We start from the raw sequence: 25560 nt of genomic DNA on the forward strand, positions 1-25560 counted from the left end.
CTTTATTTTGAAATTTTCTTGAGATGAACGATCTGGTTCTTGTCCGCTTCCTCAAAAGTTGCCGCATCCTTTCCTGACATATCAAGATAGAGATCCATTTCTTTATCGTTTGTAAAACGGACAATTCCGTTCAATGTACCTTTTTCCACTTCCTCATTACCTTCAAAATAACCCGTTTTTATAAGAATTTTTGCAGGATCTGTAGTTTCGTCCAGTTGATACTTGATGTAAGAAAACTTTCCTTTAAACGGTCCTTTTTGAATGAGTGTCTTTTTACCTACCATATTTAAATCTTTCACATGAAGACTAAAATATCCGTCTTTAGAAAAGGAAACCGAGCTTTTTACACCTTTGGAATCAACTCCCTGCCAATTTCCCACAATTCTGTTTTGCGTCTGTGAAAAGACGAAAGTAGAGATCAGAATTCCCATCAATAAATACAAGTTTTTCATAGTTTAGTTTTTTATTCAAACATTTCCGCCCAGCGAACGGATTTAATTTCTTTTTCGCTGTATAATTCCTCAATAGACTTTTTAATGTCTAATTTCGGGTATAAATTAACGCCAATCAGCTTTATTTTTCCTTCTTCCACCCACTTCTGCTCTTCGATGGCGTGATCGTAGATTTTTTTCTGAATAGTTCCCTGCTTCAAAAGTTCCAGATAGCCTCCGTTCTCCTCTATTTCCACAAAAAATGCCCAAGATTTTTCCGCAATCTGCCGTGTAATATCTTCTACATAATAACTTCCGTTAGATGCATCTTCAAAAACATTGATGATGCTTTCATACGCAAGAACAATCTGCTGTTTGAAAGAAATTTCTTCTGAATTTTCCGTGCTTTTTTCTACCAGATAATTATTGCTGAAAACGGCATCTGCACCGCCGATCATGGCTGCTGCAAGCTCTAAAGTAGAACGGATCAGGTTGTTTTCATTATCGGAAACCGCTTTATTTCTCAGGGAAGTTTCTGCAAAAATGTATGGAATTTCGTCAAGATCGTATTCTTTTGACAATTGATTGAAAACTATTTTAAAGGCTCTCAGTTTTGCCATTTCGAAGAAGTAGTTTCCACCGACTGCTATTCTGAAGATGAGTTTGTTTACAATTTCTGAACCGTAGATTTCTACAAGTTCTTTGGTTTTTGCCAAAGCAATTCCCAATTGCTGAACAATAGAGGCTCCAGCGTTCTGATGAAGGGAAATATCTATACAAATATTTCTTCTGAACTGTTTTGCGAGTAATTCTTTGACCAACTGATCGTTAATTACAGCTTGTTTTTCATCAAAAACATCAATTAGTGAAAAGTACTGATCCTGTTCTTCGGGACTGATGTGTCCTGCCAACTCTTCATTGTTTATGAAAATTGTTTTCTGCTCGAGATTTTCTACATTTTGGTCTAAAATAAATGCAAAAACGTCTTCTTCCAAACTTTCATGATATTTTGCTACCAAATGGGTACTTTCTTCAATTTTCGGCAGATTTAACAATGGGTTCTGCACAGCGTCGTAGAAAGGTTTTACCACAATTCCTTCCAGATTTTCTTTGGTAAGGACTGGATAAATATCGTCTGTTTTAAGCTGTTTTTTTACTAAATTTTCCCAGGCTGTATTTGACATAGTTTTTGTATGAATTTGTGAATGGTCAATAGTCAATCCGCTTTTATTCATCAATTTTTACTTGATTATAATCCTAACGCAAAGATTTTTCAATGATGATAAATGACGAACAATCATTTTTTAAAATTTACTTGCGAAGCAAAATTCATTATTGACAATTCATTAAAAAAAAATTATTTTTTCGCGTTTGCGCTGTCAACTACCAGAATAAAAATTTCTTCATCCGGTTTTTTCATGAAATAGTTTTCTCTTGCGTATTTTTCTTTTTCAGATTTGTTGTTCATCAGCTTTTTATAAAACGCATCGTTCTTCTCGTACTCGGTTTTATAGTATTGAAGCTGTTCTTCGTATTTGCTGATTTCGCCGTTCAGTTCATTGATGACAAGAAAGGAAGTTTTATCAAAGAAAATCATCCATACCAGAAACAGACAGATTGTAATGGTATATTTATTCAAAAAATATTTCTGAATAAGTTTGAATGTTTCAGACTTGGGCTGAATGTCTTTAATAAGCTTATTATCTTTCATTTTAATGTTTTCTCAACGAGTTTTTAATAACGGTGGTTAAAAAATCTATCGCAACGGAATTCTGTCTCATATTCGGGATGATAAGATCCGCTTCATTTTTGGAAGGTTCAATAAATTCCTGATGCATCGGCTTCAGAGTTGTCTGATAACGGTGTAGAACTTCATTTAGATCTCTTCCTCTTTCCTGTGTATCTCTTCTGATCCTTCTGATGAGTCTTTCATCCGAATCTGCGTGTACAAAAACTTTCAGATCAAATTCCTTCAATAATTCCTTGTTGGTAAGAACGAGAATTCCTTCTACTACCAATACATTTTTAGGTTCTACGGTAACGTGATCTCCTGTTCTTCCATGCGTTACAAAGCTGTAAATCGGCTGCTCGATTGATTCGTTATTTTTTAAAGCTTTTACATGTTTTATCAGAAGGTCAAAATCGATGGATTTGGGATGGTCATAATTCAAGGCTTCTCTTTCTGCCAATGTAAGATTATGATTATCATGATAATAGTTATCCTGTGAAAGGATGTTCATTCCTTCGATGTCAAGCTGCTGAATGATCTTATCAACAACCGTAGTTTTGCCGGAGCCTGTACCTCCTGCAATTCCTATTACAAGCATTATTTTTGTTTCTTTATAGTTTTTACAAATATACTATTTTACTTGAATGCAAATAAAATAATGAAAGATGAATTTTAATCAAAAAAAATCCAATGCAAAACATCGGATTTTATATTCTTTACGGAAATTCTATTTTTTGATGAACTTTGTTGAGACTTCCAAGCCTTTTATTCTCAAAAGATAGTCTCCAATCTGTAAATGTGAAACATTGATTGTATTTTTTCCTTTGCCAATCGTAGTTTCCATTACTTTTCTGCCTTCCATATTATAGATTTCTGCCTTCTCGTCTTTATTGATTTTCATTGAAACCGTTAAAATATCTGAAACAGGATTAGGATATATGGCAATACTATTCTTTTTCTCTGCTTCATCTACTGCCAAAAGACATGTATAAGTAAGCAAAACATACCCTGCAGCGTTAAATTCCTGTGTCATCTGAGCAATATCCGCACAGGTGAATCCAAAGGTTCCAAGCATATCGATTGCAGCCTGTCTTACAGCAATTGCAGCACTTTGCTGGTTCGTACTTGAACTGGTCATGCTTATTCCTTCCAGAAATGCTCTGTCTGTCTTTGCTTTCCCTATTTTATCATAGATTCTCATAAGAGCGGATGCCCAAATCTGCCCTCTTGTATGAATGGCTCCGGAACCCGGATATAATACTGTGTAATTGGTAATTCTTCCTGACCAATATTCGTTATGCCCATCCCAGCTGAACATCCAGTTGTATGCAGCGGCAGATGAAGGCCACTGATTGAGACTTCTGCTATAGGATTGCGCCCAGTAGTCTCCACAGCCTTCGCTTAATCCCTGAACCTGAGATAAGCTTCCATTCGTAAGCCAGTCGTGAATGCCGTGTCCCAATTCGTGCAAAACAACATCTGCATCTTCAGCATCGTCTACTCCGCCTTCTCCAAAAACAAGCTGTCCGTTGCTGTAATAAGAATTATCATCTCCATCTAAACCATGGGGATCAAACCATAAAATTCCTGCGTTTGTTAAGGGTTTACAATCAATATTCAATGTCTGGTTAATATAACGCAGGCTGTTATCAATATGCCAGTAAGCATTGACCGCTTCAAATCCCTGATCGTTTCTGTTAAATAAAAACTGATTGGTTGTCTGTGTAAAAAGTCCCGTCGATGGTGTTTCAAGATCTTTTATTTCTGCATAAGAACCTTTTAACTTGTAAACTCCCGCTGTTAAATCCAATTCAGGGATTGTAACTAAAGTTCTGGCAGCATCCAGACTTGCATTTGTTGCGTCGTTATTATCTACATATTGTCCTGCATAGGCTACCTGCATTTTAGAAAGCGGATCCGGATTGAAAATATAACCAGTTCCGGAAACCAAAACTTTTTTAGCTTTGGTATTCTTTTTATTGGATTTCTTTTCAGGATTTTTTTCTTTTTCTTTATAGTAATATGCCACATCTTTCACACTTATGACTTCTCCAGTCTGTGCATCTATAATTGTTTCCCAGCTTCCCGGATTTTCGAAAGAACTCGTGAGCACACGATAGACTAATTTCGTATCTCCGGAATCTGTAAGGTATACATAAAGTTTTGTCTCTTCATGGGTAATTCTTCCTTTCGTATGGGAAGCCTGATGAGCCTTTGCAAGTGCATCTGACGAGGCAAAAGATGGAATAACATTAATTTCTTTAATATCTTTTTTAAAACTTTCTGCAGAAGTATAGGATATTCCTCCGTTTTTATTGAAATGAACAACAAGTTCGGACTGAAAAACCGGAATTTCTTTCATCAGCTGTTGAAAACGCAATGTTTCTCCTGAACTGCTTTTTCTCACAAAGTTTAATTTAAACTGGCTGAAATTCTGAACTCCAAGACTGCTTGAATTTTCCGTAATCCACTTTCTGGCGGATGATTCCAAAGATGATTCCTGACCCATTAATGCTGAACAAGATAAAATGCAGCCAAGAACCAATGAATTAATTTTTAGTTTCATGTAATGTTTTTATAATTTGATTGAGCAATATAACAAATATTCACAAAAACATGAATAAATTCTTAAAAAAATATTAAAAAAATTAAAATTAGATATAAAAAAAGCTCCGACAATAGTCAGAGCTGATAATTTTTATACGATTTCGCTTGTTAATTCCCTTGAAAGCAATTTTTCATGCATAGGTTTCAAAAGATCCATTGAACCTGTTTTTACCGTGCATTTCCCTTTAAAATGAACGAGAATTGTACATTGCTCGGCTTGCTCTAAGGTGTGTTTGCAAATTTCGATCAGACAATCAATAACATAATCAAATGTATGAACGTCATCGTTATGCAAAACCAATTTATAGACTTCATCGGTCTCATCCATTACGAGAACTTCTTCTTCGTACTGACGTTTCGGATCTTCGTAATCTTTTATACTGTTATAAAAAATCATGTTTAAATTGTTTACAATAGATTAAACTTCTCCTATTTTTTCGGCAAGATCACTAATGCTGTTGGGTTCTTCATATACCAACTCTACAAGCTCTACACTTTTATTGTTCATTTTAAGAATCTTGAAATGATAATTTTCCAGATCAAATTCCTGATTTTCTTCCGGAATATCTTCTAAAGCATGAAGAATAAAACCTGCGAGTGTATTGTACTCACTCTCTTCCGAAAGCGGTAATTTTTTAGGAATAAATTCATTAATTTCATCCAAAGGCTGTGTTGCCTGAACCCAATAGGTATTCTCCCCGATTTTATCTACAATTTTCTCTTCATCATCTTCTTCATCCTGAATTTCTCCTACCAATTCCTCTAAAATATCTTCAAGGGTAATAATTCCTTCTGTCCCTCCGAATTCATCGATAACAATCGCCAAATGCTGTTTTTTCTGCTGGAAAATTTTCAATAGGTCTGAAATCTTTTTACTTCCCACCACGAAAAATGCGTCACGCATCAATTCTTTCAGATCATCATGATTGAGTTCTCCTTTTCTTTTAACGAATTCTCTGATGATTTCTTTTGTATAAAGGATACCAATTACATTATCAATAGAATCTACATACACCGGAATACGGGAATAACCGCTATCCATGATCGTGTTAATAATTTCATTGACATCTTCCTTAAAATCTATCGATGTAATATTCTGACGCGGAACCATGATCTGTTTTGCAGAATGATCTGTAAAATCAAATGCATTTTTAATGATCTCATAATTTTCCTCTTCAATTTCTCCGCTGTCGGCGCTTTGTTTTACCAAAAGCTGAAGCTCTTCCGTAGAGTGGATCTCATGTTCTGAAGCTGGATGAATTTTTACCAGTCTTAAAAATGTATTAGACATTAAATTCATCAACCAGATAAAAGGCTTGAAAACCGTATAAAAAACTCTTAACGGAATTGCAGTCGCCATTGTAGTAGATTCTGATTTTCTGATGGCAATGGATTTCGGAATAAGCTCTCCGAAAACAATGTGCATGATCGTAATGAGCACAAAACTTGTAATCACTGAAATTGAAGTGATGGTTGCCTGACTAAGATCAATACTAAGAGAATGGAAAATATTTTCTACAATATGGTGCAATGCGCTTTCTCCTACCCAACCTAAAGCCAGGGAAGCCAACGTAATACCAAGCTGTGTAGCCGAAAGATATTCATCAAGATGCTTGATGATATGCTCTGCCTGCTTTGCCATGGAGTTTCCCTCTGCGGCTTTTATCTGAATTTGGGAATAACGAACTTTAACAATTGAAAATTCTGCGGCTACAAAAAAGCCATTAAGTAAAACAAGTAATAAGGCCAGCAAAAGCCTGACTATGTCCGAGTCCATTTAGAAATTATATAAATTTAGTTCTACAAATATATACAAAATAAAAATAACAAAAAAAGCATCGTGATTTACGATGCTTTAATATTGTGTTAAAATAATTCTTTACGAATTTTTCAAGGCTTCTGCTCCGGAAACGATCTCTAAGATTTCGTTTGTAATGGCAGCCTGTCTTGCTTTGTTGTAGAAGATGACCAAATCGTTCTTCAAAGCCTGCGCGTTGTCTGTTGCTTTGTGCATCGCCGTCATTCTCGCTCCGTGTTCAGAAGCTACTGAATCCAGGATTGCTTTGAAAACCTGAGTCTTGATTGACTTAGGAATAAGGTTATCTAAGATTTCTTCTCTGTTTGGCTCAAAGATATAATCTGTTTCTACCTGAGATTCTGTATTTTCAGGCATTGAGATCGGAAGAAGCTGTTCTGTAGTTACTTCCTGAGTCGCTGCATTAACGAATTTATTATAAATTAAATAAACTTCATCAAATTTACCTTCTTTGAAGCTGCCCATTACTGCTTCTGCAATGTGAGCTACCGCATCGAAGTTCAGGTTATCATACACAGCACTTTCGTTTGCATACACCGTACGCGTTCTTCTTACAGCATCAAAAGCTTTTTTACCAACAGAAAGAACTTCCACCTCGTATTGAGACTTGTTTTGAAACTGTGCATTCAGTTCCTTAACGATGGAAGAGTTAAAAGCTCCGGCAAGACCTCTGTTTGAAGTAATAGCGATGAAAAGTATTCTTTTTACTTCTCTTTTCTGAGCGTAAACAGAAATCTGATCAGGATCTGAACTGGAATTTACATTCTGGATAAGTTCCTGTAATTTCTCAGAATAAGGTCTTAACATTACGATTGCATCCTGTGCTTTTTTAAGTTTCGCAGCGGAAACCATTTTCATAGCACGGGTAATTTGCATCGTAGATGAAATTGACGTAATTCTGCCTCGTATTTCTTTTAAGTTTGCCATATTGGGTTAGTTGTTGGTTGTCGGTTGTTGGTTGCTAGTTTTAGAAAATTCTGTCAACTATCAACCAAAAACCATCAACTAATTTTTAGTTATATTTAGCAGCTAGATCGTTAGCAGCCTGCTTAAGAACACTTGTAATTGAATCATCAATTTTTCCTGCTTTAATGGCAGCCATTGTATCCGGATGCTTAGATCTTAGGAACTCGATGTATTCTATCTGGAATTCTTTTACTTTTCTGATAGGAACGTTTCTCAATAAGTTCTCTGTTCCTGCATAGATCATTGCAACCTGGCTATCTACCGGAAGTGGAGAATTTACCGGCTGCTTAAGTATTTCTACGTTTCTTTCCCCTTTAGAGATTACCGCTAATGTAGCAGCATCAAGGTCTGAACCGAATTTAGCAAACGCTTCTAATTCTTTATACTGAGCCTGGTCTAATTTAAGCGTACCAGAAACTTTTTTCATTGATTTGATCTGAGCGTTACCTCCTACTCTGGATACAGAGATACCTACGTTGATCGCAGGACGAACCCCTGAGTTGAATAGATCAGACTCCAAGAAGATCTGTCCGTCTGTAATAGAGATTACGTTAGTAGGAATATACGCAGAAACGTCACCCGCCTGAGTTTCAATAATTGGAAGTGCCGTTAATGAACCTCCTCCTTTTACGATTGGTCTTAAAGACTCAGGTAAATCGTTCATCTGTCTTGCGATATTGTCATCCGCGATTACTTTCGCAGCTCTTTCCAATAATCTTGAGTGAAGATAGAAAACGTCTCCAGGATATGCCTCACGACCCGGTGGTCTTCTTAAAAGTAGAGAAAGCTCACGGTAAGCAACTGCCTGTTTAGATAAATCATCATAAACGATCAAAGCTGGTCTTCCGGTGTCTCTGAAAAACTCACCGATCGCCGCTCCTGCCATTGCAGAATATACCTGCATAGGAACCGGATCTGATGCGTTAGCCGCAACGATTACCGTATATGCTAAAGCTCCTTTATCCGAAAGTGTTTTAACGATTTGTGCTACAGTAGACGCTTTCTGTCCGATAGCAACATATATACAATATACAGGGTTACCTGCATCAAAGAATTCTTTTTGGTTGATTATCGTATCGATTGCAACAGTAGTTTTACCTGTCTGTCTGTCACCGATGATAAGCTCTCTCTGTCCTCTTCCTACAGGGATCATAGAGTCGATCGCAACGATACCTGACTGTAAAGGTTCAGTTACCGGCTGTCTGTAAATAACTCCGGGAGCTTTTCTTTCCAATGGCATTTCGTATAAATCCCCAGTAATAGGACCTTTACCATCGATAGGGTTACCAAGAGTATCCACTACTCTTCCTAACATACCTTCTCCTACTTTAATAGAAGAGATTCTGTTTGTTCTTCTTACTGTATCTCCTTCTTTTACTAATTTACTTTCACCAAGTAGCGCAACACCTACGTTGTCTTCTTCAAGGTTTAGTACAATACCTTCTACATCACTAGAAAATTTCACCAACTCTCCGTATTGTACGTTTTCTAACCCGTATACACGAGCAATACCATCACCGATGGTTAAAACTGTACCTACTTCCTCAACGTTTGATTGAGTATCGAAGTTGGCCAATTGCTGTTTTAAGATCGCAGATACTTCTGCCGGATTTATTTCTGCCATTGTATGGTTGTTTTTTCTTAATTTAAATGAAAATCTTTTTTAATACTGTTAAGTTTAGACTTCACAGAAGCATCGATCTGCTGGTCTCCAACTCTTAAAATGTAACCTCCTAAAATTTCAGGTTTTACGTTAATCTGCAAATCAAAATTTGCATTGGTATTAACAAGATTGGAATTTCTTAAAATCTGATCTAGGTTTTCTTTGGAAAGCTGAGTTGCCGAGGTAACAGTTACTCTCTGTACTCCACTGATATCTTCAACTTTGTTAATAAATTCCTGAGCAATATTTTTCAACTGGTTTTCACGACCGTGTCTGATTACCAAAGTAATCAAGTTCTGTGAAGAAGCTGACAAACCTTTGAAAATCTCTTTTGCTACTTCTATTTTCTTTTTAGAATCGATGTATGGGGTAAGGAAGAATTTTTTTAAGTCCTGAGACTCATTCATCAACTTTACTACATCTTTCATTTCAGAAAATACAGTAGCCGTTTGACCTGACTCATTTGTAAAATCAAGTAAACCTTGTGCGTATCTTTTAGCTACTTTAGATGTAAGCATTCTTAGTTAAGGTTTGATTTGTTTAAATAATTCTGAACTAATTCGTTTTGAGCTTCGCTGTTGTCTAATTTCTGTTTCAGTATAGATTCTGCGATGTTTACAGATAAAGTACCAATCTGAGTTTTGATGTCTGCCATTGCAGCATTTTTCTCAGCATTGATGGTTTGCTTAGCTGCTTCAATCATTTTATCGCCTTCTACTTTAGCAACATCTTTAGCTTCACCTACGATTTTATCTCTGATTTCTCTTGCTTCTTTAAGGATGGCATCTCTTTCGATTTTAGCCTCACGAATAATTCTTTCGTTATCCTCTTTTAAAGTTTCCATCTCTTTTCTTGCCAAAGTAGCCTGATTAAGAGCGTCAACAATAGAAGTTTCTCTATCATTAATAGATTTTAAAATAGGTTTCCAAGCGAATTTACCTAACAAGAATAACAATGCCAGAAAGATAACAGACTGGATAATAAATAATCCTGATGAAAACTGATGAATTAATTCCATTATATAAATGTATAAATAATTATTACTTTTTTTCTTAAATAACCACTATCTGTAACCAACCGTTACGGATAGTGGTTTAGTTTTAATTAGTTTACCGCGAATAGAGCAGCAAACGCAACACCTTCTACAAGTGCAGCTGCAATAAGCATAGCTGTTTGGATTTTTCCAGATTGTTCAGGTTGTCTAGCGATAGCTTCAAGAGCAGCAGCTCCGATTTTACCAAGACCGATACCTACACCTAGTACTACGATACCAGCACCTACAATTTTAGGGATTTCCATAATATATAATTTTAAAAAATTTGTTTCTGATAATTAATTTATACTTTCAAATTAGTGAGCAGCATGGTGTTCATGCTCATGCTCCTGTACTGCCATTCCAATGAACAAAGCAGATAACATTGTAAAAATATAAGCCTGTAAGAATGCAACTAACACTTCTAACAAATAAATTACTAATGTTAAGAAAGGGAATGCAACTCCTGCCACTACATTTTTAAATACATAGATCAATCCGATCAAACTCATTACTACAATGTGTCCAGCAGTCATGTTGGCAAAAAGTCGGATCATTAAAGCGAAAGGCTTCGTAATTGTTCCTAACAGTTCGATAGGCAACATGATTAATTTCATTGGAACCGGAACTCCAGGCATCCAGAAGATATGTTTCCAATAATCTTTATTAGCAGAGAATGTCGTAATCAAGTAAGTAAGGATAGCCAAGAAGAATGTCATAGTAATATTTCCTGTAACATTAATTCCGAATGGCATTAATCCTAATACGTTCAAAAATAAAATAAAAAAGAATACAGTTAAAAGATAACCAATAAATCTTTTATACTTGTGTCCGATGTTTGGTATAGCAATTTCATCTCTTACAAAAATCACCAACGGCTCTAAAAATCTGGCAACACCTGTAGGAACAGCAGATTTTTTATAAGACTTAGCCATTCCAGTGAATAATAACATCATGAAGATTGCTGTTAATAAAATAATAAGTACACTTTTAGTAATTGATAAATCTAAAACTTTCTCTGATGTTACGTGACCTTCTGCATCTTCTGCTAAATTCCCCTGCGCATCAGTCTTATAAATTTTTTCGTGGTGCAATTTATAGAAAGCCCCATCAACTTCTGTAGTTTCTCCATGCATGAATCCTTCTTTAGCATTACTCATGAAAGCATGAAAACCGTTATCGTAAAAAATAACCGGAAGAGGAAAACCAATGTGATGACCTTCTTTATCCACCATCAATGTAAAATCATGAGCATCCAATAAGTGATGATCGATATACTCCTTGTTTTCTTTACTTACTTTATCTTTCTCAGAAAGCTCTGTAGTAGCAGAACCTGCTTCAGCAGTAGCTTCACCATGCTGTGCAGATACTAAGTTTAATACAAAAATACTGTAGAATAAAACTGCGAATTTCTTAAACATTGATAGGTTTTTTTCGTTGTGCAAAAATATAATAATTTTTCTAGTTTCAATAAATATTTTTACTGTTTTTTGTCATAATTGATGAGCTTAATGGCATAGTACGTAAGCAGTGTTGTCAGGACAAAATACGGCAATATAAAATGAAATTTATACCCAGGAATAACTTCAAAGTTCAGTTTTTTTCTAATTAAATACATTAATCCGAACTTCAAAAGGATTAATCCGATCACAGATAACCCTAAAAACTCCGGTGCCACTCTGTTTATTAAAACAATTAGTGTAATCATCATCATAAACATTACGCTTAAAAAAAGATAAAACTTAACAATTATGATTTCATCAAGATGGAAAACAAATTTCCATAATGAGAAATGAATCAAAAATGTTAAAAAAAACAATATCGTAACCAGAATATTGGGATTAGCTTTCATTCTAAATTTAATTTTCACCTAACAGTTATTAGGTTAATTTTAACTGAACACAAAAATAGACTTTTTCTATCGGATTTTATCATAATTTGACTTTTATCATATCTTAAAATTTATTCCTTATATATAATATTACGTGGAAGACCATTTTATATCCTAAAAATTTCCTTATTTTTGCAAACCTATAATTTACAATACATATGTTTAATAGTTTACAGGATAAATTAGACAAAGCGCTGCATAATATTTCAGGACGTGGAAAAATCACGGAAATCAACGTTGCGGAAACCGTAAAAGAAATTCGTAGAGCATTGGTGGATGCCGATGTTAATTATAAAGTTGCAAAGGATCTTACCAAAAGAGTTCAGGATAAAGCTTTAGGACAGGACGTTCTTACATCGCTTACTCCGGGACAGCTGATGACGAAAATTGTTCACGATGAGCTGGTAGATCTGATGGGTGGTTCTCAGGAAGGTATTAATCTTTCAGGAAAGCCTTCTGTAATTCTTATTGCAGGACTTCAGGGTTCGGGTAAAACTACTTTCTCCGGAAAACTGGCGAATTATTTAAAAACAAAAAGAAATAAAAAACCTCTTTTGGTTGCGTGTGACGTTTATCGTCCGGCTGCGATCGATCAGCTTAAAGTTTTAGGCGGACAGATCGGGGTTCCGGTTTTCACGGAAGAAGGTTCTACAAATCCTTCCACAATTGCTGAAAACGCGATCAATTTTGCAAAATCAAACGGTCATGATGTTGTGATTGTGGATACTGCAGGTCGTTTGGCGATTGATGAGCAGATGATGAACGAAATTAAATCGGTTCATTATTTTATCAAGCCGAACGAAACGTTATTTGTTGTTGACTCAATGACCGGTCAGGATGCGGTAAATACGGCTAAAGCATTTAACGATGCTTTGAATTTTGACGGAGTTGTTTTAACCAAATTAGACGGTGATACTCGTGGTGGAGCTGCTTTAACGATCCGTTCTGTTGTTGAAAAGCCGATTAAATTTATTTCTACAGGAGAGAAAATGGAAGCTTTGGATCTTTTCTACCCGGAAAGAATGGCAGACAGAATCTTAGGAATGGGAGATGTTGTTTCCTTGGTAGAAAGAGCTCAGGAACAGTTTGATGAAGAGGAAGCGAAAAAACTTCACAAGAAAATCGCTAAAAACGAATTTGGATTTGATGATTTCTTAAAGCAGATCAACCAGATTAAAAAGATGGGTAATATGAAGGATTTGATGGGAATGATTCCGGGCGTTGGAAAAGCGATCAAAGATGTTGAGATCAGCGATGATGCATTCAAGCATATCGAAGCGATCATCTACTCTATGACTCCTGAAGAAAGAAGAAAACCTTCCATCATTAACACGCAGAGAAAAAACAGAATTGCAAAAGGTGCAGGAAGAAAAATTGAGGATGTTAACCAATTGATGAAGCAATTCGATCAGATGGGTAAAATGATGAAAATGATGCAGGGTCCTCAAGGAAAGCAGATGATGCAGATGATGAGCAAAATGCCAAATATGCCTGGAATGGGCGGAATGTTCGGCAAATAAAACACAAAAAAACGATTAAAAAATAATTATTATGGAACTCAACGAAAAACAAGGGAACTACAATCAACCTTACAAATCAGAGAAAAAAGTTGTTGCAGGAATTTTAGGAATCTTACTTGGAACTTTTGCAATTCACAAATTCTATCTTGGATATACTAAAGCAGGAATTATTCAATTAGTTTTAGGACTTGTAACTTGTGGGATTGTTGGTATTGTTGGATTTATTGAAGGGATCATCTACCTTACAAAATCTGATGAAGAATTTGACAGAACGTATGTTCAAAACCAAAAAGAATGGTTCTAAGACTTTAAGTTTTACAAATACAAAATCCGGCTCATATCTGAACCGGATTTTTTGTTTATCCTAATGAAAGAAATTGAATTATTTATCAGATTTCTGAGCTTTAGCTTTGATGAAATAAGAGAAACCTACGTTTACCCCGAAAGTATTTACTCTGTTCTTAAATTCAGTACCGAAATAAGTTTCTTTGTTCGAGAACTGATCGAAAGATACTCCTAAGTTAATCCCTAAAGACTGAGTTGCCATATAAGTAACTCCTCCTTTTACTTTCCATGCTAAACCGTCAGCAGTAAAATCTGTTGAAGTTCCTGAAATAGTTTCTTTTGTTTTGCTAGAAGCATAACCGATACCCGCTCCCAAGAAAGGAACTACTTTGCTGCTGTTTGCAAAATAATAAGTAGCAGTCGGCATTACAGAAAAGCTGGAAACAGTATTCTTGTCACCGTTATCTTTAGTTGTAACACTAGTAAATCCTAAATCGATTCCAACAGCCAATTTATCAATTACGAAATAACCTACAGATGGAGTAACAGCAAAAGTGCTTACTTTAGTTCCGTCAAAAGTCTGTCCGTTCACCTTTGTTTTAGTTTCCATGTTGTTGAAACCAATTCCTGTATTTCCGCTGATTATCCAGTCTCCTTTAGTCATTTGAGCATTTGACAAACCAAAAAGTGCAACAGCACCCGCCAGTAATAATTTTTTCATAGTTATAAAATTTATTTTTAAGTTTATTTTTAAAGATTAAAAAGCCCTAAGTAAAACTCAGGACTTTTTAGTTTATATGCTTTGTTTATTATTTTGCAAAAACATATTTTACACCGATTCCAACAGAAGCCAAATCAAGACCGAAGTTGTAGTTATCTACACTTTTAGCATTCTTGTATTTGAAGTTGCTGTATCCGAATTCTCCGATTGTAGCTTCTATAGTCCAGTTTTTGTTTAAGAAATAATCTAAACCTGGCTTCACAGCAACACCGAAAGAGTTGAATTTCTCTTCTGTTGTGTTTGTTACATTTAAAGTAGTATTCTCAAGCTTATCTTTTCCGAAAGCCATTGGTACTGAAAGCTGACCGAAGATGTAGAATTTCTCACCTAAAGTCCAGTACTTTCTTGCAAAAGGTTCTACAACAAATGCAGAAACAGTGCTTTTAGTAGTAGTAAGAGCACCTTCATTTTTTGCTACGCTTGAAGCATAACCAACTCCAACTCCAACTGCTACGTTTGTTCCAACGAAATGTCCGATGGTAGGAACTAATGTTAAATCACTAGTTTTGATGTTTGTATTGTTGTTTTCAGTAGCTGCAAAGTTTAAAGTTCCAGACACATATGTAGTTCCTTTAGCGATTTGCGCGTTAGATAAACCGAAAAGTGCGATAGCACCCGCTAATAATACCTTTTTCATTTTTTAATAATTTTAATACTTTCTGACAGCAAATTTACAGTGACCATGCTGAATATTAAAATTTGTTAATGTGATTAATATCATCGGTATTTTTTAGCAATTTTCAACAATAAAAGCTATTAAATAAAGGCTTTTAGCGTTTTCATAATTTTTTGAATAAAAAAACTCCAATTTTGCAATCGGAGTTCATTATAGTTGATTTTAAAAAATTTTACTTCAGGAAGAAATTTACCCCGAAATTAACCGCTCCGAAGTTAAATCGGTCGTCTCCGTACCAATAAGGACCACGACCTTTGTATTTACTGCTTACACTCTGAAATCCTAAATACAGCTCTGTATTTTTCATCTGATACCCTACTCTCGGCGCTACATAAAGTCCGCTGTTGATATAGTTTCTGGTAGAAATTCCTGCTCCAAGATCCAATCCTACGAACAACGGAATCTTGTTAAATCTGTATTTTCCGGAAACCGCAACAGGAACAAACCCGAAATCGTCTACATTATCTTTTCCGAAAAAATGAGAATATCCTGTAGTAGCACCAATGTCAAGACCTTTTGTAATATTCCACATATAAGCTGCGTCTAATCCAAGAGTTACACTCGCCGCATCTGCTGCATCTCCAAGCGGTGCCCCCACATGAGCTCCCAACCTGAAACCTTCCTGAGCCTGCGTAAGACCTCCCAAAAATGCAAAAGCACCTAACAATAATAGTTTTTTCATTTTAATAATTTTAAATTTTGAATAGAGAATTTTCCGATAATAAAAACGGGGTAGCATTTTATACAGAAAAAAAGCGGTACAAATTCTGTACCGCTTTAATTTTTTTATGAGAATAAATTCTTAGTTCCCTCCGAATTTAAATCCTACACCCACTTGAGCAAAGCTATTGGTTACTTTACCACCGCTTCCATCATTAGAAAGATTAGAAACACCTAAGCTATACCTTGCGTCAAAGAACAATCCGTTCTCTAACATATATTCTACACCAACAAAAGGTGCAATATTTAAAGATTTAGTTTGTTTCTTAATATCTATTTCGCCACTGCTTTCGCTATCAGTTACATCTACACTGATAAGATCTGAACCGATTACAGTTTTTTGTTTAGCTGAAAGAATAACTCCAAAATTTGCTCCTGCTGCTACAGAAAACCCCTCTGTAATGAAATATTTTGCAGACACTGGGAATAAAAGAGTTCCATAAGTAACTTTTGTCTGTTCGCCAACAAATACTACTCCTGCGTTTACTCCATCAATTTTTTCTTTAGCTCCAAGAGGTGAATATAACACTTCAGCCTGGAAACCAAAATTATCATTGATTTTGTATTCTGCCATACCTCCAATATAAAATGTATATTTGGGATCCATGTTTCTTTTTTCTAGATCATCTTGCTTTTCATCAACCTTAATTGTTGACATAGCAAAACCTGCTTTAGGTCCGAATCTGAATTCCTGAGCTTTTGCGCTCAATCCCATAACAGCGACTGCTGTCAAAAGAAATAATTTCTTCATAGTTAATAGTTTTTTTTATTAATCAGTCGCAAAAATAACACTTTTTTTTAAATATCAAAATGATTACAATGAAGTGTTTAAAAAATAAAAAACAGATCAACACCTGTTAATCTGCTTTTCAATTATATTATGATAAATTGTTTAATCGTTTCGCTGTCTTTTCTCCTCGTCATTATAAGCAAGGATAATCTTTCTTACAACAGGGTGTCTTACTACATCCTCTTCTGTTAAATGAACAAAACCGATTTCTTTTACATCCTTTAGAATTCTCATCGCTTCTTTTAATCCGGATTGCTGTTTCGGAGGTAAATCCACCTGACTAGGATCTCCGGTGATGATAAATTTAGCATTCATCCCCATTCTCGTTAAAAACATTTTCATTTGGGAATGGGTCGTATTTTGGGCTTCATCCAGAATTACAAACGCATCATCCAAAGTTCTCCCTCTCATAAACGCTAACGGAGCCACTTCAATCACTTTCTTTTCAATAAAGCCTTCCAGCTTTTCGTGAGGAATCATGTCGCGCAGTGCATCATACAAAGGCTGTAAATACGGATCCAGCTTTTCCTTAAGATCACCCGGTAAAAATCCTAAGCTCTCCCCTGCTTCAACCGCAGGTCTTGTTAAAACAATTCTTTTAACCGTTTTATCTCTCAAAGCTTTTGCTGCCAAAGCCACACTTGTATACGTTTTTCCCGTTCCGGCAGGTCCGATGGCAAAAACCATGTCTTTTTTCTCGGTTTCCTTTACCAGTTTTTTAAGATTGGTGGTTTTGGCTTTGATGATTTTGCCATTAACGCCTTTTACAATAATATCCTGATCGAAAACAAGCTGCTTTTCGTTTTCATCTTTAATATTCAGAAGATTTTCAACATCTTTCAGGTCTATAGAATTGTTTTTTGAAATAAAATTGACAATATCATCGAGCTTTTTCTTAAAAATGTCCAAAGCTTCCTGATTGCCCATCGCAAAAATATAGTGATCTCTTCCAGTGATTTTAAGAGTGGGAAAAGTAGATTTTATAAGGTTGAAAAATTGGTTATTTACTCCGTAGAAGATTTTCGCATCGATATCCTCAAGATCATATGTCAATTCAAACATGCAGTATTATTATTAATTTTAGATTTTAAATTTAAAGCTTTTTTTGAAATTTATATCAAATTCTTTTCCATAATTTTTCCGGCATTCCTTTTATTTTAGATAAATTTGCATTTCTATCATTCTATACAACCATCAATGTCAATTATAACCCTCACTTCAGATTTCGGAAATTTGGATTACAGAGTCGCCGCTGTAAAAGGGAGCATTCTTTCTCTGAATCAGAAGGTTAATATTGTTGATATTAGTCACGAAATACAGGCATTTAACCTTATACAGACGTCTTACATCGTAAGAAATGCGTACAAACACTTTCCGAAAGGCACGATTCATATTGTTTCCGTAGACAGTTTTCACAACAGAAACAGGAAAAATATTTTATATAAATCCGACGGACATTACTTTCTGGCGGCAGATAACGGCGTTTTAAGTTTGATATTTTTTGATATTAAACCTGAAGCGATCTACGAAATCACTTTGAACAACCGTTTCGACGATATCGTTAATTTTACTTCTACAGATGTTTTTGTTCCTGCAGCCGTTCATTTGGCAAACGGAGGACTTCCCGAAGTGATCGGCAGAAAAATAGACTCTGCAAAACAGCTTCTGTTTCCAAAACCTGTTTATAATGAATCTGAAAAAATGATTATCGGAGAAGTTACGTACATTGATAATTTCGGAAATATAATATCAAATATTAACAAAGATCTTTTCGAAACTATCTCAAAAGGATACGAAAGTTTCACGATAAAATTCAGAAACTTAGCACTTTCAAGAGTCTTTTCGAGTCATACGGAAGTGGTTTCGGACTGGGAAAGAGAAACAGAATTTCATGGGCAGTCTGCTGCAATCTTCAATGACAGTCAGCTTTTGGAGCTTACCATCTACAAAGGAAGCCGAAAAAACGGGGCAAAATCACTGTTTGGGCTTAACGTGGGCGAAAATATTTACATTGAATTTTTCTAAAATTTAATATTTCATAAAAAAATCGATTTTTTTTATATATTTGTCAAAATCTAAAAATTAAAAATGGCAGAATACAAATTATTGCTTCCGTCCATGGGAGAAGGTGTTATGGAAGCGACAATTATCTCCTGGTTGTTCAACGAAGGTGATAGCGTAAAAGAGGATGATTCCGTAGTAGAAATTGCAACAGATAAGGTAGATTCAGACGTTCCGACACCCGTTTCGGGGAAAATCGTAAAGATTTTGAAACAGAAAGACGAAGTTGCAAAAGTAGGCGAAGCCATTGCTATTTTAGAAATTGAAGGAGAAGGCGGAAACACTGCTTCTGAAGAAGTAAAAACGGAAACTCCGGCGGCGGCTCCGGACGCGGAAACCTTAAAAACCATTGAGGAACCTTTAAAAGTAGCTGCTTCAACAGAGTTTTCGGGAGATCTTTATCTTTCACCGCTTGTAAAATCTATCGCACAACAGGAAAATATTTCTGAAACCGAACTGAAAACCATCAAAGGAAGCGGTCTGGAAGGAAGAATTACCAAAGAAGATATTTTAGCGTACGTTAAAAACAGAGGAAACCAGCCAGTTCAACAGGCTGCTCCTATACAAACTGCATCTGCTCCACAACCGGTTGCGACTTCAGCTCCGGCGGCAACCATTACCGCTGCTGCAGGTGACGAGATCATTCCGATGGACAGAATGAGAAAAATCATCGCTGAAAACATGGTAAAGGCGAAGCAGATTGCTCCTCACGTTACCTCTTTCATTGAAACAGACGTTACCAACGTTGTGAAATGGAGAAATAAAAACAAATCTCTTTTTGAAAAACGTGAAGGTGAAAAACTGACGTTCATGCCGATTTTCGTGAAAGCAGTTGTGAAAGCGATTCAGGATTTCCCTATGATCAACGTGTCGATCAGCGGTGAAAATATCATCAAAAAGAAAAACATCAACATCGGTATGGCAACAGCTTTACCGGACGGAAATCTTATCGTTCCTGTTATTAAAAACGCAGATCAGTTATCACTTTCAGGATTGGCAAAAGCAATCAACGATTTAGCGTACAGAGCAAGAAACAAAAAATTAAGACCTGAAGACACTCAGGGTGCAACATATACAATTTCTAACGTAGGAAGCTTCGGAAACTTAATGGGAACTCCGATTATTCCTCAACCTCAGGTTGCAATCTTGGCAATCGGAGCTATCGTTAAGAAACCTGCCGTTCTTGAAACGCCGGACGGAGATGTAATTGCAATCAGAAACCTGATGTTCATGTCTCACTCATATGACCACAGAGTTGTAGATGGTTCTCTAGGCGGAATGATGCTTAAACATGTTCATGATTACCTTGAAAACTGGGATCTGAATACAGAAATATAATTATAAATGATGAATGATAAGTGATAAATGATGTAATTGTCATATTAAGCTTATCGAAACATCTTTACAATATAAAACCTTCGATTTTTTTCGGAGGTTTTTTGTTTGAAAAACTTTGTAACATTTTATACCAAATCCAGACAAACCATGTAATAGAATGCTTTTTTTAACTGTCTTTAAATAAAAGCAAGAACCTATATTCTCAAAATATGAAACAAATTCTTCTGGCAACTTTTGCCTTAAATATTTCTGCCGTCTCTTTTTCGCAGCAAGCCAATCAGTTTACATTAATTGATAATTACGTAAAAGAAGCCATTAAAGCAAATCAGATTCCAGGTTTAGCAATTGGTGTTGTAAAAGATAGTAAAGTAATTTTTGAGCAATATTACGGTACGGAAAATTTGGAAGATGCTAAAAAAGTAAGTCCAAGTTCAATGTTCAGGATATATTCTACTTCAAAATTAATGACTGACGTTGGTGTTTTTCAATTAATAGAACAAGGAAAATTATCTTTAGAAGAAAATGTTTCAAAATACGTTGAAAATCTACCCCAAGAATGGCAAAATGTAAAGGTGAAAAATCTCTTGACCCATTCTTCCGGAATACCGGATTTTATTGCTTTCAGTGATATTCTGCCGGAATATTCAGGTTCTAAAACTATTGAACGGTTGAGCAAAGAGAAAATGGATTTTACAACAGGGAACGAATTCAGATATAATCAAACGAATTATATGCTTCTCTCTATGATTATTGAAAAAATTACAGGACAATCTTTTGAAGATTTTATTCTAAGTAGTCAATTTTTTGATGTAAAAAATCAGGTTGTTTATTCGTCAAATGCTCTTGAAAAAATTCCGAACCGTGTTATAAAATACAATTTCAATTCGGAGACTAAAAAATATGTAAAATCTAAAGATGTTGAAGGAAAAAAAGCATATCCCGGAAACGGTATAGCCATTACTCTGCCTGCATTTTTAAAATGGAGCAGCCATTTAAGTAAAAATGACTTCCTGAATCAAAAAACAAAAGACATGATGTGGCAACCATTTGAATATGGAAATAAAAAAGATGTCTTTGCATACGGCTGGGAAATCAATAAAGTGAATAATATTTCGTCTTACGGTTTTTCTGGAGGAAATGTGAGCGCTTTCAGATTTTATCCACAAAATAATATGGCAATAATCATGATGTCAAACGGTTATAACTTTTTTCCAGAACAATATCACATCATAAATCATATTGCATCCATCGTGGATAAAAATTTAACAGATAATTTTCTGTTAGCAGAAGAATCAATTATTACTGAATTTGCTAAGCCAAACAATCCAAATGCTGAAAAAAATTATTATTCCATTAAAGCAAAAGATTCAAAATGGAATTTTGAAGATACCTTGAATAATATCGGTTATATTTTAATGAGAAATTCCAGATTTAATGAGGCAGTAAAAGTTTTTGCGTTAAATGCTAAAGAAAATCCTCAGTCGGCGAATGCTTTTGACAGTTTGGGAGAAGGTTATTTTTCAATTAAAAACTATACTTTAGCCTTAGAAAATTATAAAAAATCTTTAGCATTAAACCCAAAAAATACCAACGCAGAAAATATGGTCAACAAAATACAAGATTTAATGAAAAAATAATTAACATTTAACTTTAATTCTCAGTTTGTCTAAACTAAAAAAACCTTCTCACCGTGGAACTGGATTTCAGAAAACTCAATGTTAAAAAACTTTTCGATTTTTCAAAAGAAGAAGAAAATCTCATATTTGAGGTTTATGACAAACTTTTTGAAATTTACGATATCGCCGTTATTGAAATTAAAAACTCCCCTTTTCATGAATTTAATTCCGGTGAAGGAATACCGCTTTTTGCTCCCAAAATAGGCTATTTCATTACGGATAACAACAGACAGAATTCTTTTTATCTCTTTATCGTCAGCAAAATAGGAACCAACGCAAAAGGAGCACGCACAACAACTTCGTATGACAGTCTGCAAATCTGGGGAATGAAAAAACTAAGCAGTGATTTTGGATTTATTTCAGTCAGCAGAAAGAAATGGGCAGATAAAATTGCAGGAATATTCAACAGCTTTACTGTTAATTTTAAAGACCGTGATTTTAAAGATTTTTATGTTTTGGGAAGCGATCCTTTTAAAACCCAATCCTTTTTAAACTCCGGAAGAAAGGAAGTTATAAAATCATTTCCTGATGAAAATTTTAAGCTGGAAATTAAAAACAACCTATTAAGCTTCGCCTTGCCTAAAGAACTTTCTGTACAAAACGCTTTACTGGTGGCAAAATTTTTAGAAGAAATATAAATTCCTTATTTTTATCATCAATCTTGCTACCAACAATTAAATGCTGAAAATAATAGTCATCATCCGAAGATCTCTAAAAAAATCTTTTGACAATATTAGAAACGAACAACTGAAGTACAATCTGCTTCAGGCAATTCCTTTCTGGATCGGTTCCGTAATTACGGGATTTGTAGCGGTGATGTATGCCAAAATTTTTGCATGGGGAGAAAATCTTCTGCATTTTATTCTGGATTGGCATTCGTGGATGATCTTCATAATTGCCCCGATTGGTTTTGTTGTCTCATGGTGGCTCGTAAAAGAATTTGCCCCGAATGCAAAAGGAAGCGGAATTCCGCAGGTGATGGCGGCTGTAGAACTCGCCAATCCGAAAGAGCACAGAAAAATCAGAAGTTTATTAAGCTTAAAAATTATTGTTTTTAAAATCCTTTCCTCTTTGGTTTTGGTCATCGGAGGCGGTGCAGTCGGTCGTGAAGGTCCTACGATTCAGATTGCAGGTTCTGTTTTCAGAAAAGTAAACGAATACCTTCCCGCATGGTGGCCGAAAATTTCAAAGAAAAATATGATTATGACGGGTGCAGCAGCGGGACTTGCAGCAGCTTTCAACACACCTTTGGGCGGAATTGTTTTCGCTGTGGAAGAACTTTCCAAAACCCATATCAATTATTTTAAAACCGCTCTGTTTACCGCAGTTATCATTGCGGGTTTAACGGCGCAGACTTTGGCAGGTTCTTACCTTTATTTGGGATATCCAAAAACAAATGACGTTTCTTTAATGGTCATGTTTCCTATCATTTTAGTGGGCGGAATTGCCGGAATTTTAGCCAGTCAGCTCTCCGTAATCATGCTTAAAATGAATGACTGGAAGAAAAGAAAACTTAAAACAGACCGTGCGAACGTAGCATTTTTAATTTTCTGCGCTCTGATCATCGCTTCTATAGCCTTTTTCATCAACAGAGAAATATTAGGCTCCGGAAAAGAAATCATGGAACGCGTTCTTTTTACTTCAGAAAAACATGAAGACTGGTACGTTCCGGTTTTAAGAATGTTGGGTCCTGCCCTTTCCTTCACTTCCGGCGGCGCCGGAGGAATTTTTGCCCCCGCTTTAACAGCCGGAGCAAGTATTGGTTCTGTTATTTCAGGATTCATTCATTTAAGCCCGAATGAAACCAATGTTGTTGTTTTGGCAGGAATGGTTGCTTTTTTAACCGGAATTACAAGAGCGCCTTTTACATCGGCAATCATTGTTCTGGAAATGACGGACAGACATTCTTTAATATTTCATCTTATGTTAGCCGGAATGGTGTCTTCCATTGCCTCCATTTTGGTAAGCCGACATTCTTTATATGACGTCATAAAAGTGAATTTTTTAACGGAGATCAGAAAAGACAATAGTATTTAGAGTTCAGGGTTTGAGGTTTAAAGTTCATTTATAAAAAAACAAAAACCATGAACTGATAACAATTCTCCATCAACAATTTTTCAGAAACATTCGCTTTCGTATTGCATATTACAAATATATTCTCTACTTTTGCACCTCGAAATAATTAACAAATTTTTTAACATTATGAACAATTACGAAACTGTTTTCATTTTAACTCCCGTTCTATCTGATGCACAGGTGGAGGAAGCAGTGAAAAAATTCGAAGATCTTATTAAAGAAAAGAACTGCGAAATCGTTGCTAAAGAAAACTGGGGATTAAAAAAATTAGCTTACCCGATCCAATTGAAAAAGAACGGATTTTACACTTTAATCGAATTTAAAGGTGAAGGTTCTGTAGTTGCTGATTTAGAATTGGCATTCAAGCGTGACGAGAGAGTAATCCGTTACCTTACTACAAAACTAGACAAACACGCTGTTGACTATGCTGTAACTAGAAGAGCAAAAGTAAAAGCAGCTAAAGCTTAATTATTAACCCTATTTTTAAAAGACAAGACAATGGCAATAGACGAAATGGCTAAACAAGCCTCAGCTGGAGGAGAATCTGAAGTAAAATTCCTTACTCCGCTTGATATCAATACAAAATCTGAAAAGAAATATTGTAGATTCAAAAAATACGGAATTAAGCACGTTGATTACAAAGATGCTGATTTCTTATTACAGTTCGTAAACGAGCAAGGTAAAATCTTACCAAGAAGATACACAGGAACTTCTTTAAAATACCAAAGAAAAGTTTCTGCTGCAATCAAAAGAGCAAGACACTTGGCGTTACTACCATACGTAGCTGACTTATTAAAATAAAAAAATTGCAATTAGCCATTAGCTTCTCGCTTTTGGCTTTTTGTTGCTGAATTAATTTATAAATTCTAACGATGTGAAGAGTAAACCGGAATATAAAATCCGGAGCTCCAAACTCTAAAACGGACAACAACAATGAACATTATCCTAAAAAAAGACGTAGAAAACTTAGGTCTTGAATTCGACACAGTAAGCGTAAAGCCTGGTTATGCAAGAAACTTCCTTATTCCTCAAGGGTACGCTTTATTAGCTACTCCTAAAAACATTGCAGCTTTAGAAGCTACTTTGGAGGCTAGAAAAGAAGAAGAAGCTAAATTGGTTGCTGCTGCAAACGCTGTAGTAGAGCAATTAAAGAAAACTTCTATCACAATTCCTGCAAAAGTTGGTACTGGTGATAAATTATTCGGTTCTATCAACAATGCAGATTTAGCTGCAGCTCTAGGAAAAGCAGGTGTATCTGTAGATAAAAAATACATCAAAATTCCTGGAAACACAATCAAGAGAACAGGTAAATTCTCAGCTCTTGTTAGACTTCACAGAAACGTTGAGTACAACTACGAATTCGATGTTGTATCTGATGCTCCGGTTGAAGCTCCAAAAGCAGCTCCTGCTAAAAAAGAAGAAGCATCTTCTGAAGAAGCTTAATCAAGACGAGATTTTCTCAACATATAAACCACTTCAACCGAAGTGGTTTTTTTGTGCC

At 35.5% G+C, this 25560-nt stretch carries 28 protein-coding genes; 10 read left to right on the forward strand and 18 right to left on the reverse strand.

The features are described 5' to 3' along the window. Positions 1-2: 2 nt before the first annotated feature. From PFY09_RS03160 to atpB, 13 genes are all read right to left on the reverse strand, one after another. Positions 3-452 (reverse strand): hypothetical protein, encoded by a 450-nt coding sequence (locus tag PFY09_RS03160; protein WP_256040720.1) that lies wholly within the window; start codon positions 450-452, stop codon positions 3-5. An 11-nt stretch (positions 453-463) separates the two neighbouring features. Further along, positions 464-1615: a methylmalonyl-CoA mutase family protein gene (locus PFY09_RS03165; RefSeq protein ID WP_271161382.1), complete on the reverse strand. Its 1152-nt coding sequence runs from the start codon at positions 1613-1615 to the stop codon at positions 464-466. 173 nt (positions 1616-1788) lie between these two features. Further along, the gene (locus PFY09_RS03170; protein WP_087710363.1) at positions 1789-2142 is read right to left on the reverse strand and encodes an FtsB family cell division protein; all 354 of its coding nucleotides are present in this window, start codon (positions 2140-2142) and stop codon (positions 1789-1791) included. 1 nt (position 2143) lies between these two features. Beyond that, on the reverse strand, positions 2144-2758 hold the full coding sequence (gene udk, locus PFY09_RS03175) for a uridine kinase (protein ID WP_076390068.1): 615 nt from the start codon (positions 2756-2758) through the stop codon (positions 2144-2146). A gap of 129 nt (positions 2759-2887) precedes the next feature. Continuing rightward, the gene (locus PFY09_RS03180) at positions 2888-4726 is read right to left on the reverse strand and encodes a T9SS type A sorting domain-containing protein (RefSeq protein ID WP_271161383.1); all 1839 of its coding nucleotides are present in this window, start codon (positions 4724-4726) and stop codon (positions 2888-2890) included. A gap of 132 nt (positions 4727-4858) precedes the next feature. Beyond that, the gene (locus PFY09_RS03185; RefSeq protein ID WP_271161384.1) at positions 4859-5164 is read right to left on the reverse strand and encodes an ATP-dependent Clp protease adaptor ClpS; all 306 of its coding nucleotides are present in this window, start codon (positions 5162-5164) and stop codon (positions 4859-4861) included. A gap of 21 nt (positions 5165-5185) precedes the next feature. Further along, positions 5186-6544: a hemolysin family protein gene (locus PFY09_RS03190; protein ID WP_076390065.1), complete on the reverse strand. Its 1359-nt coding sequence runs from the start codon at positions 6542-6544 to the stop codon at positions 5186-5188. A 102-nt stretch (positions 6545-6646) separates the two neighbouring features. Then, positions 6647-7510, reverse strand: coding sequence for an ATP synthase F1 subunit gamma (gene atpG, locus PFY09_RS03195; RefSeq protein WP_076390064.1), 864 nt, complete (start codon positions 7508-7510; stop codon positions 6647-6649). Between the two features lie 85 nt (positions 7511-7595). Further along, positions 7596-9173 carry a F0F1 ATP synthase subunit alpha gene (atpA, locus tag PFY09_RS03200; RefSeq protein WP_076390063.1) on the reverse strand — a complete coding sequence of 526 codons (1578 nt, stop codon included), beginning with the start codon at positions 9171-9173 and terminating at the stop codon, positions 7596-7598. Positions 9174-9190: 17 nt separating this feature from the next. Then, positions 9191-9730 (reverse strand): ATP synthase F1 subunit delta, encoded by a 540-nt coding sequence (gene atpH, locus PFY09_RS03205; RefSeq protein ID WP_076390062.1) that lies wholly within the window; start codon positions 9728-9730, stop codon positions 9191-9193. A 2-nt stretch (positions 9731-9732) separates the two neighbouring features. Then, positions 9733-10230 carry a F0F1 ATP synthase subunit B gene (locus tag PFY09_RS03210; RefSeq protein WP_108409973.1) on the reverse strand — a complete coding sequence of 166 codons (498 nt, stop codon included), beginning with the start codon at positions 10228-10230 and terminating at the stop codon, positions 9733-9735. Positions 10231-10316: 86 nt separating this feature from the next. Beyond that, positions 10317-10511 carry an ATP synthase F0 subunit C gene (gene atpE / locus PFY09_RS03215; protein ID WP_002979108.1) on the reverse strand — a complete coding sequence of 65 codons (195 nt, stop codon included), beginning with the start codon at positions 10509-10511 and terminating at the stop codon, positions 10317-10319. 51 nt (positions 10512-10562) lie between these two features. After that, positions 10563-11666 (reverse strand): F0F1 ATP synthase subunit A, encoded by a 1104-nt coding sequence (gene atpB / locus PFY09_RS03220; protein WP_271161385.1) that lies wholly within the window; start codon positions 11664-11666, stop codon positions 10563-10565. Between the two features lie 628 nt (positions 11667-12294). Here atpB and ffh point away from each other — a divergent pair. Both ffh and PFY09_RS03230 read left to right on the forward strand, forming a co-directional pair. Further along, complete coding sequence (gene ffh / locus PFY09_RS03225; protein WP_100375478.1) at positions 12295-13656, forward strand: signal recognition particle protein; 1362 nt, start codon at positions 12295-12297, stop codon at positions 13654-13656. A 31-nt stretch (positions 13657-13687) separates the two neighbouring features. Next, positions 13688-13960, forward strand: a complete 273-nt coding sequence (locus tag PFY09_RS03230; RefSeq protein ID WP_087710381.1) for a TM2 domain-containing protein — start codon at positions 13688-13690, stop codon at positions 13958-13960. Positions 13961-14038: 78 nt separating this feature from the next. Here the strand turns inward: PFY09_RS03230 and PFY09_RS03235 are convergent, their stop codons facing one another. From PFY09_RS03235 to PFY09_RS03255, 5 genes are all read right to left on the reverse strand, one after another. Next, positions 14039-14662: an OmpW family outer membrane protein gene (locus tag PFY09_RS03235; RefSeq protein WP_271161386.1), complete on the reverse strand. Its 624-nt coding sequence runs from the start codon at positions 14660-14662 to the stop codon at positions 14039-14041. A gap of 88 nt (positions 14663-14750) precedes the next feature. Next, the gene (locus PFY09_RS03240) at positions 14751-15359 is read right to left on the reverse strand and encodes an outer membrane protein (RefSeq protein ID WP_268054132.1); all 609 of its coding nucleotides are present in this window, start codon (positions 15357-15359) and stop codon (positions 14751-14753) included. A gap of 211 nt (positions 15360-15570) precedes the next feature. Further along, positions 15571-16080 (reverse strand): hypothetical protein, encoded by a 510-nt coding sequence (locus PFY09_RS03245; protein ID WP_116547534.1) that lies wholly within the window; start codon positions 16078-16080, stop codon positions 15571-15573. Positions 16081-16200: 120 nt separating this feature from the next. Beyond that, on the reverse strand, positions 16201-16869 hold the full coding sequence (locus PFY09_RS03250) for a porin family protein (RefSeq protein ID WP_271161387.1): 669 nt from the start codon (positions 16867-16869) through the stop codon (positions 16201-16203). Positions 16870-17010: 141 nt separating this feature from the next. Continuing rightward, on the reverse strand, positions 17011-17970 hold the full coding sequence (locus PFY09_RS03255; protein ID WP_087710390.1) for a PhoH family protein: 960 nt from the start codon (positions 17968-17970) through the stop codon (positions 17011-17013). Positions 17971-18105: 135 nt separating this feature from the next. On the opposite strand from PFY09_RS03255, the gene PFY09_RS03260 reads away from it, so the two are divergent. The 8 genes from PFY09_RS03260 to rplI all read left to right on the forward strand — a co-directional run bounded on the left by PFY09_RS03260 (position 18106) and on the right by rplI (position 25502). Continuing rightward, positions 18106-18933: an SAM hydrolase/SAM-dependent halogenase family protein gene (locus PFY09_RS03260; RefSeq protein WP_076390051.1), complete on the forward strand. Its 828-nt coding sequence runs from the start codon at positions 18106-18108 to the stop codon at positions 18931-18933. 63 nt (positions 18934-18996) lie between these two features. Then, positions 18997-20307: a dihydrolipoamide acetyltransferase family protein gene (locus PFY09_RS03265; RefSeq protein WP_271161388.1), complete on the forward strand. Its 1311-nt coding sequence runs from the start codon at positions 18997-18999 to the stop codon at positions 20305-20307. Positions 20308-20516: 209 nt separating this feature from the next. Further along, positions 20517-21944, forward strand: a complete 1428-nt coding sequence (locus tag PFY09_RS03270) for a beta-lactamase family protein (RefSeq protein WP_271161389.1) — start codon at positions 20517-20519, stop codon at positions 21942-21944. A gap of 53 nt (positions 21945-21997) precedes the next feature. Next, positions 21998-22621 carry a hypothetical protein gene (locus PFY09_RS03275; RefSeq protein ID WP_271161390.1) on the forward strand — a complete coding sequence of 208 codons (624 nt, stop codon included), beginning with the start codon at positions 21998-22000 and terminating at the stop codon, positions 22619-22621. 40 nt (positions 22622-22661) lie between these two features. Further along, positions 22662-24020 carry a chloride channel protein gene (locus PFY09_RS03280; protein ID WP_271161391.1) on the forward strand — a complete coding sequence of 453 codons (1359 nt, stop codon included), beginning with the start codon at positions 22662-22664 and terminating at the stop codon, positions 24018-24020. Positions 24021-24185: 165 nt separating this feature from the next. Further along, positions 24186-24527 (forward strand): 30S ribosomal protein S6, encoded by a 342-nt coding sequence (gene rpsF, locus PFY09_RS03285; protein WP_029293501.1) that lies wholly within the window; start codon positions 24186-24188, stop codon positions 24525-24527. A gap of 30 nt (positions 24528-24557) precedes the next feature. Next, a complete protein-coding gene (gene rpsR / locus PFY09_RS03290) occupies positions 24558-24860 on the forward strand; it encodes a 30S ribosomal protein S18 (protein ID WP_002979091.1) in 303 nt (100 codons plus the stop codon). A 132-nt stretch (positions 24861-24992) separates the two neighbouring features. Further along, positions 24993-25502, forward strand: a complete 510-nt coding sequence (gene rplI, locus PFY09_RS03295; RefSeq protein WP_076390046.1) for a 50S ribosomal protein L9 — start codon at positions 24993-24995, stop codon at positions 25500-25502. Positions 25503-25560: the final 58 nt, after the last annotated feature.

The sequence above is a fragment of the Chryseobacterium gambrini genome (assembly GCF_027920505.1).
GTDB lineage: Bacteria > Bacteroidota > Bacteroidia > Flavobacteriales > Weeksellaceae > Chryseobacterium > Chryseobacterium gambrini.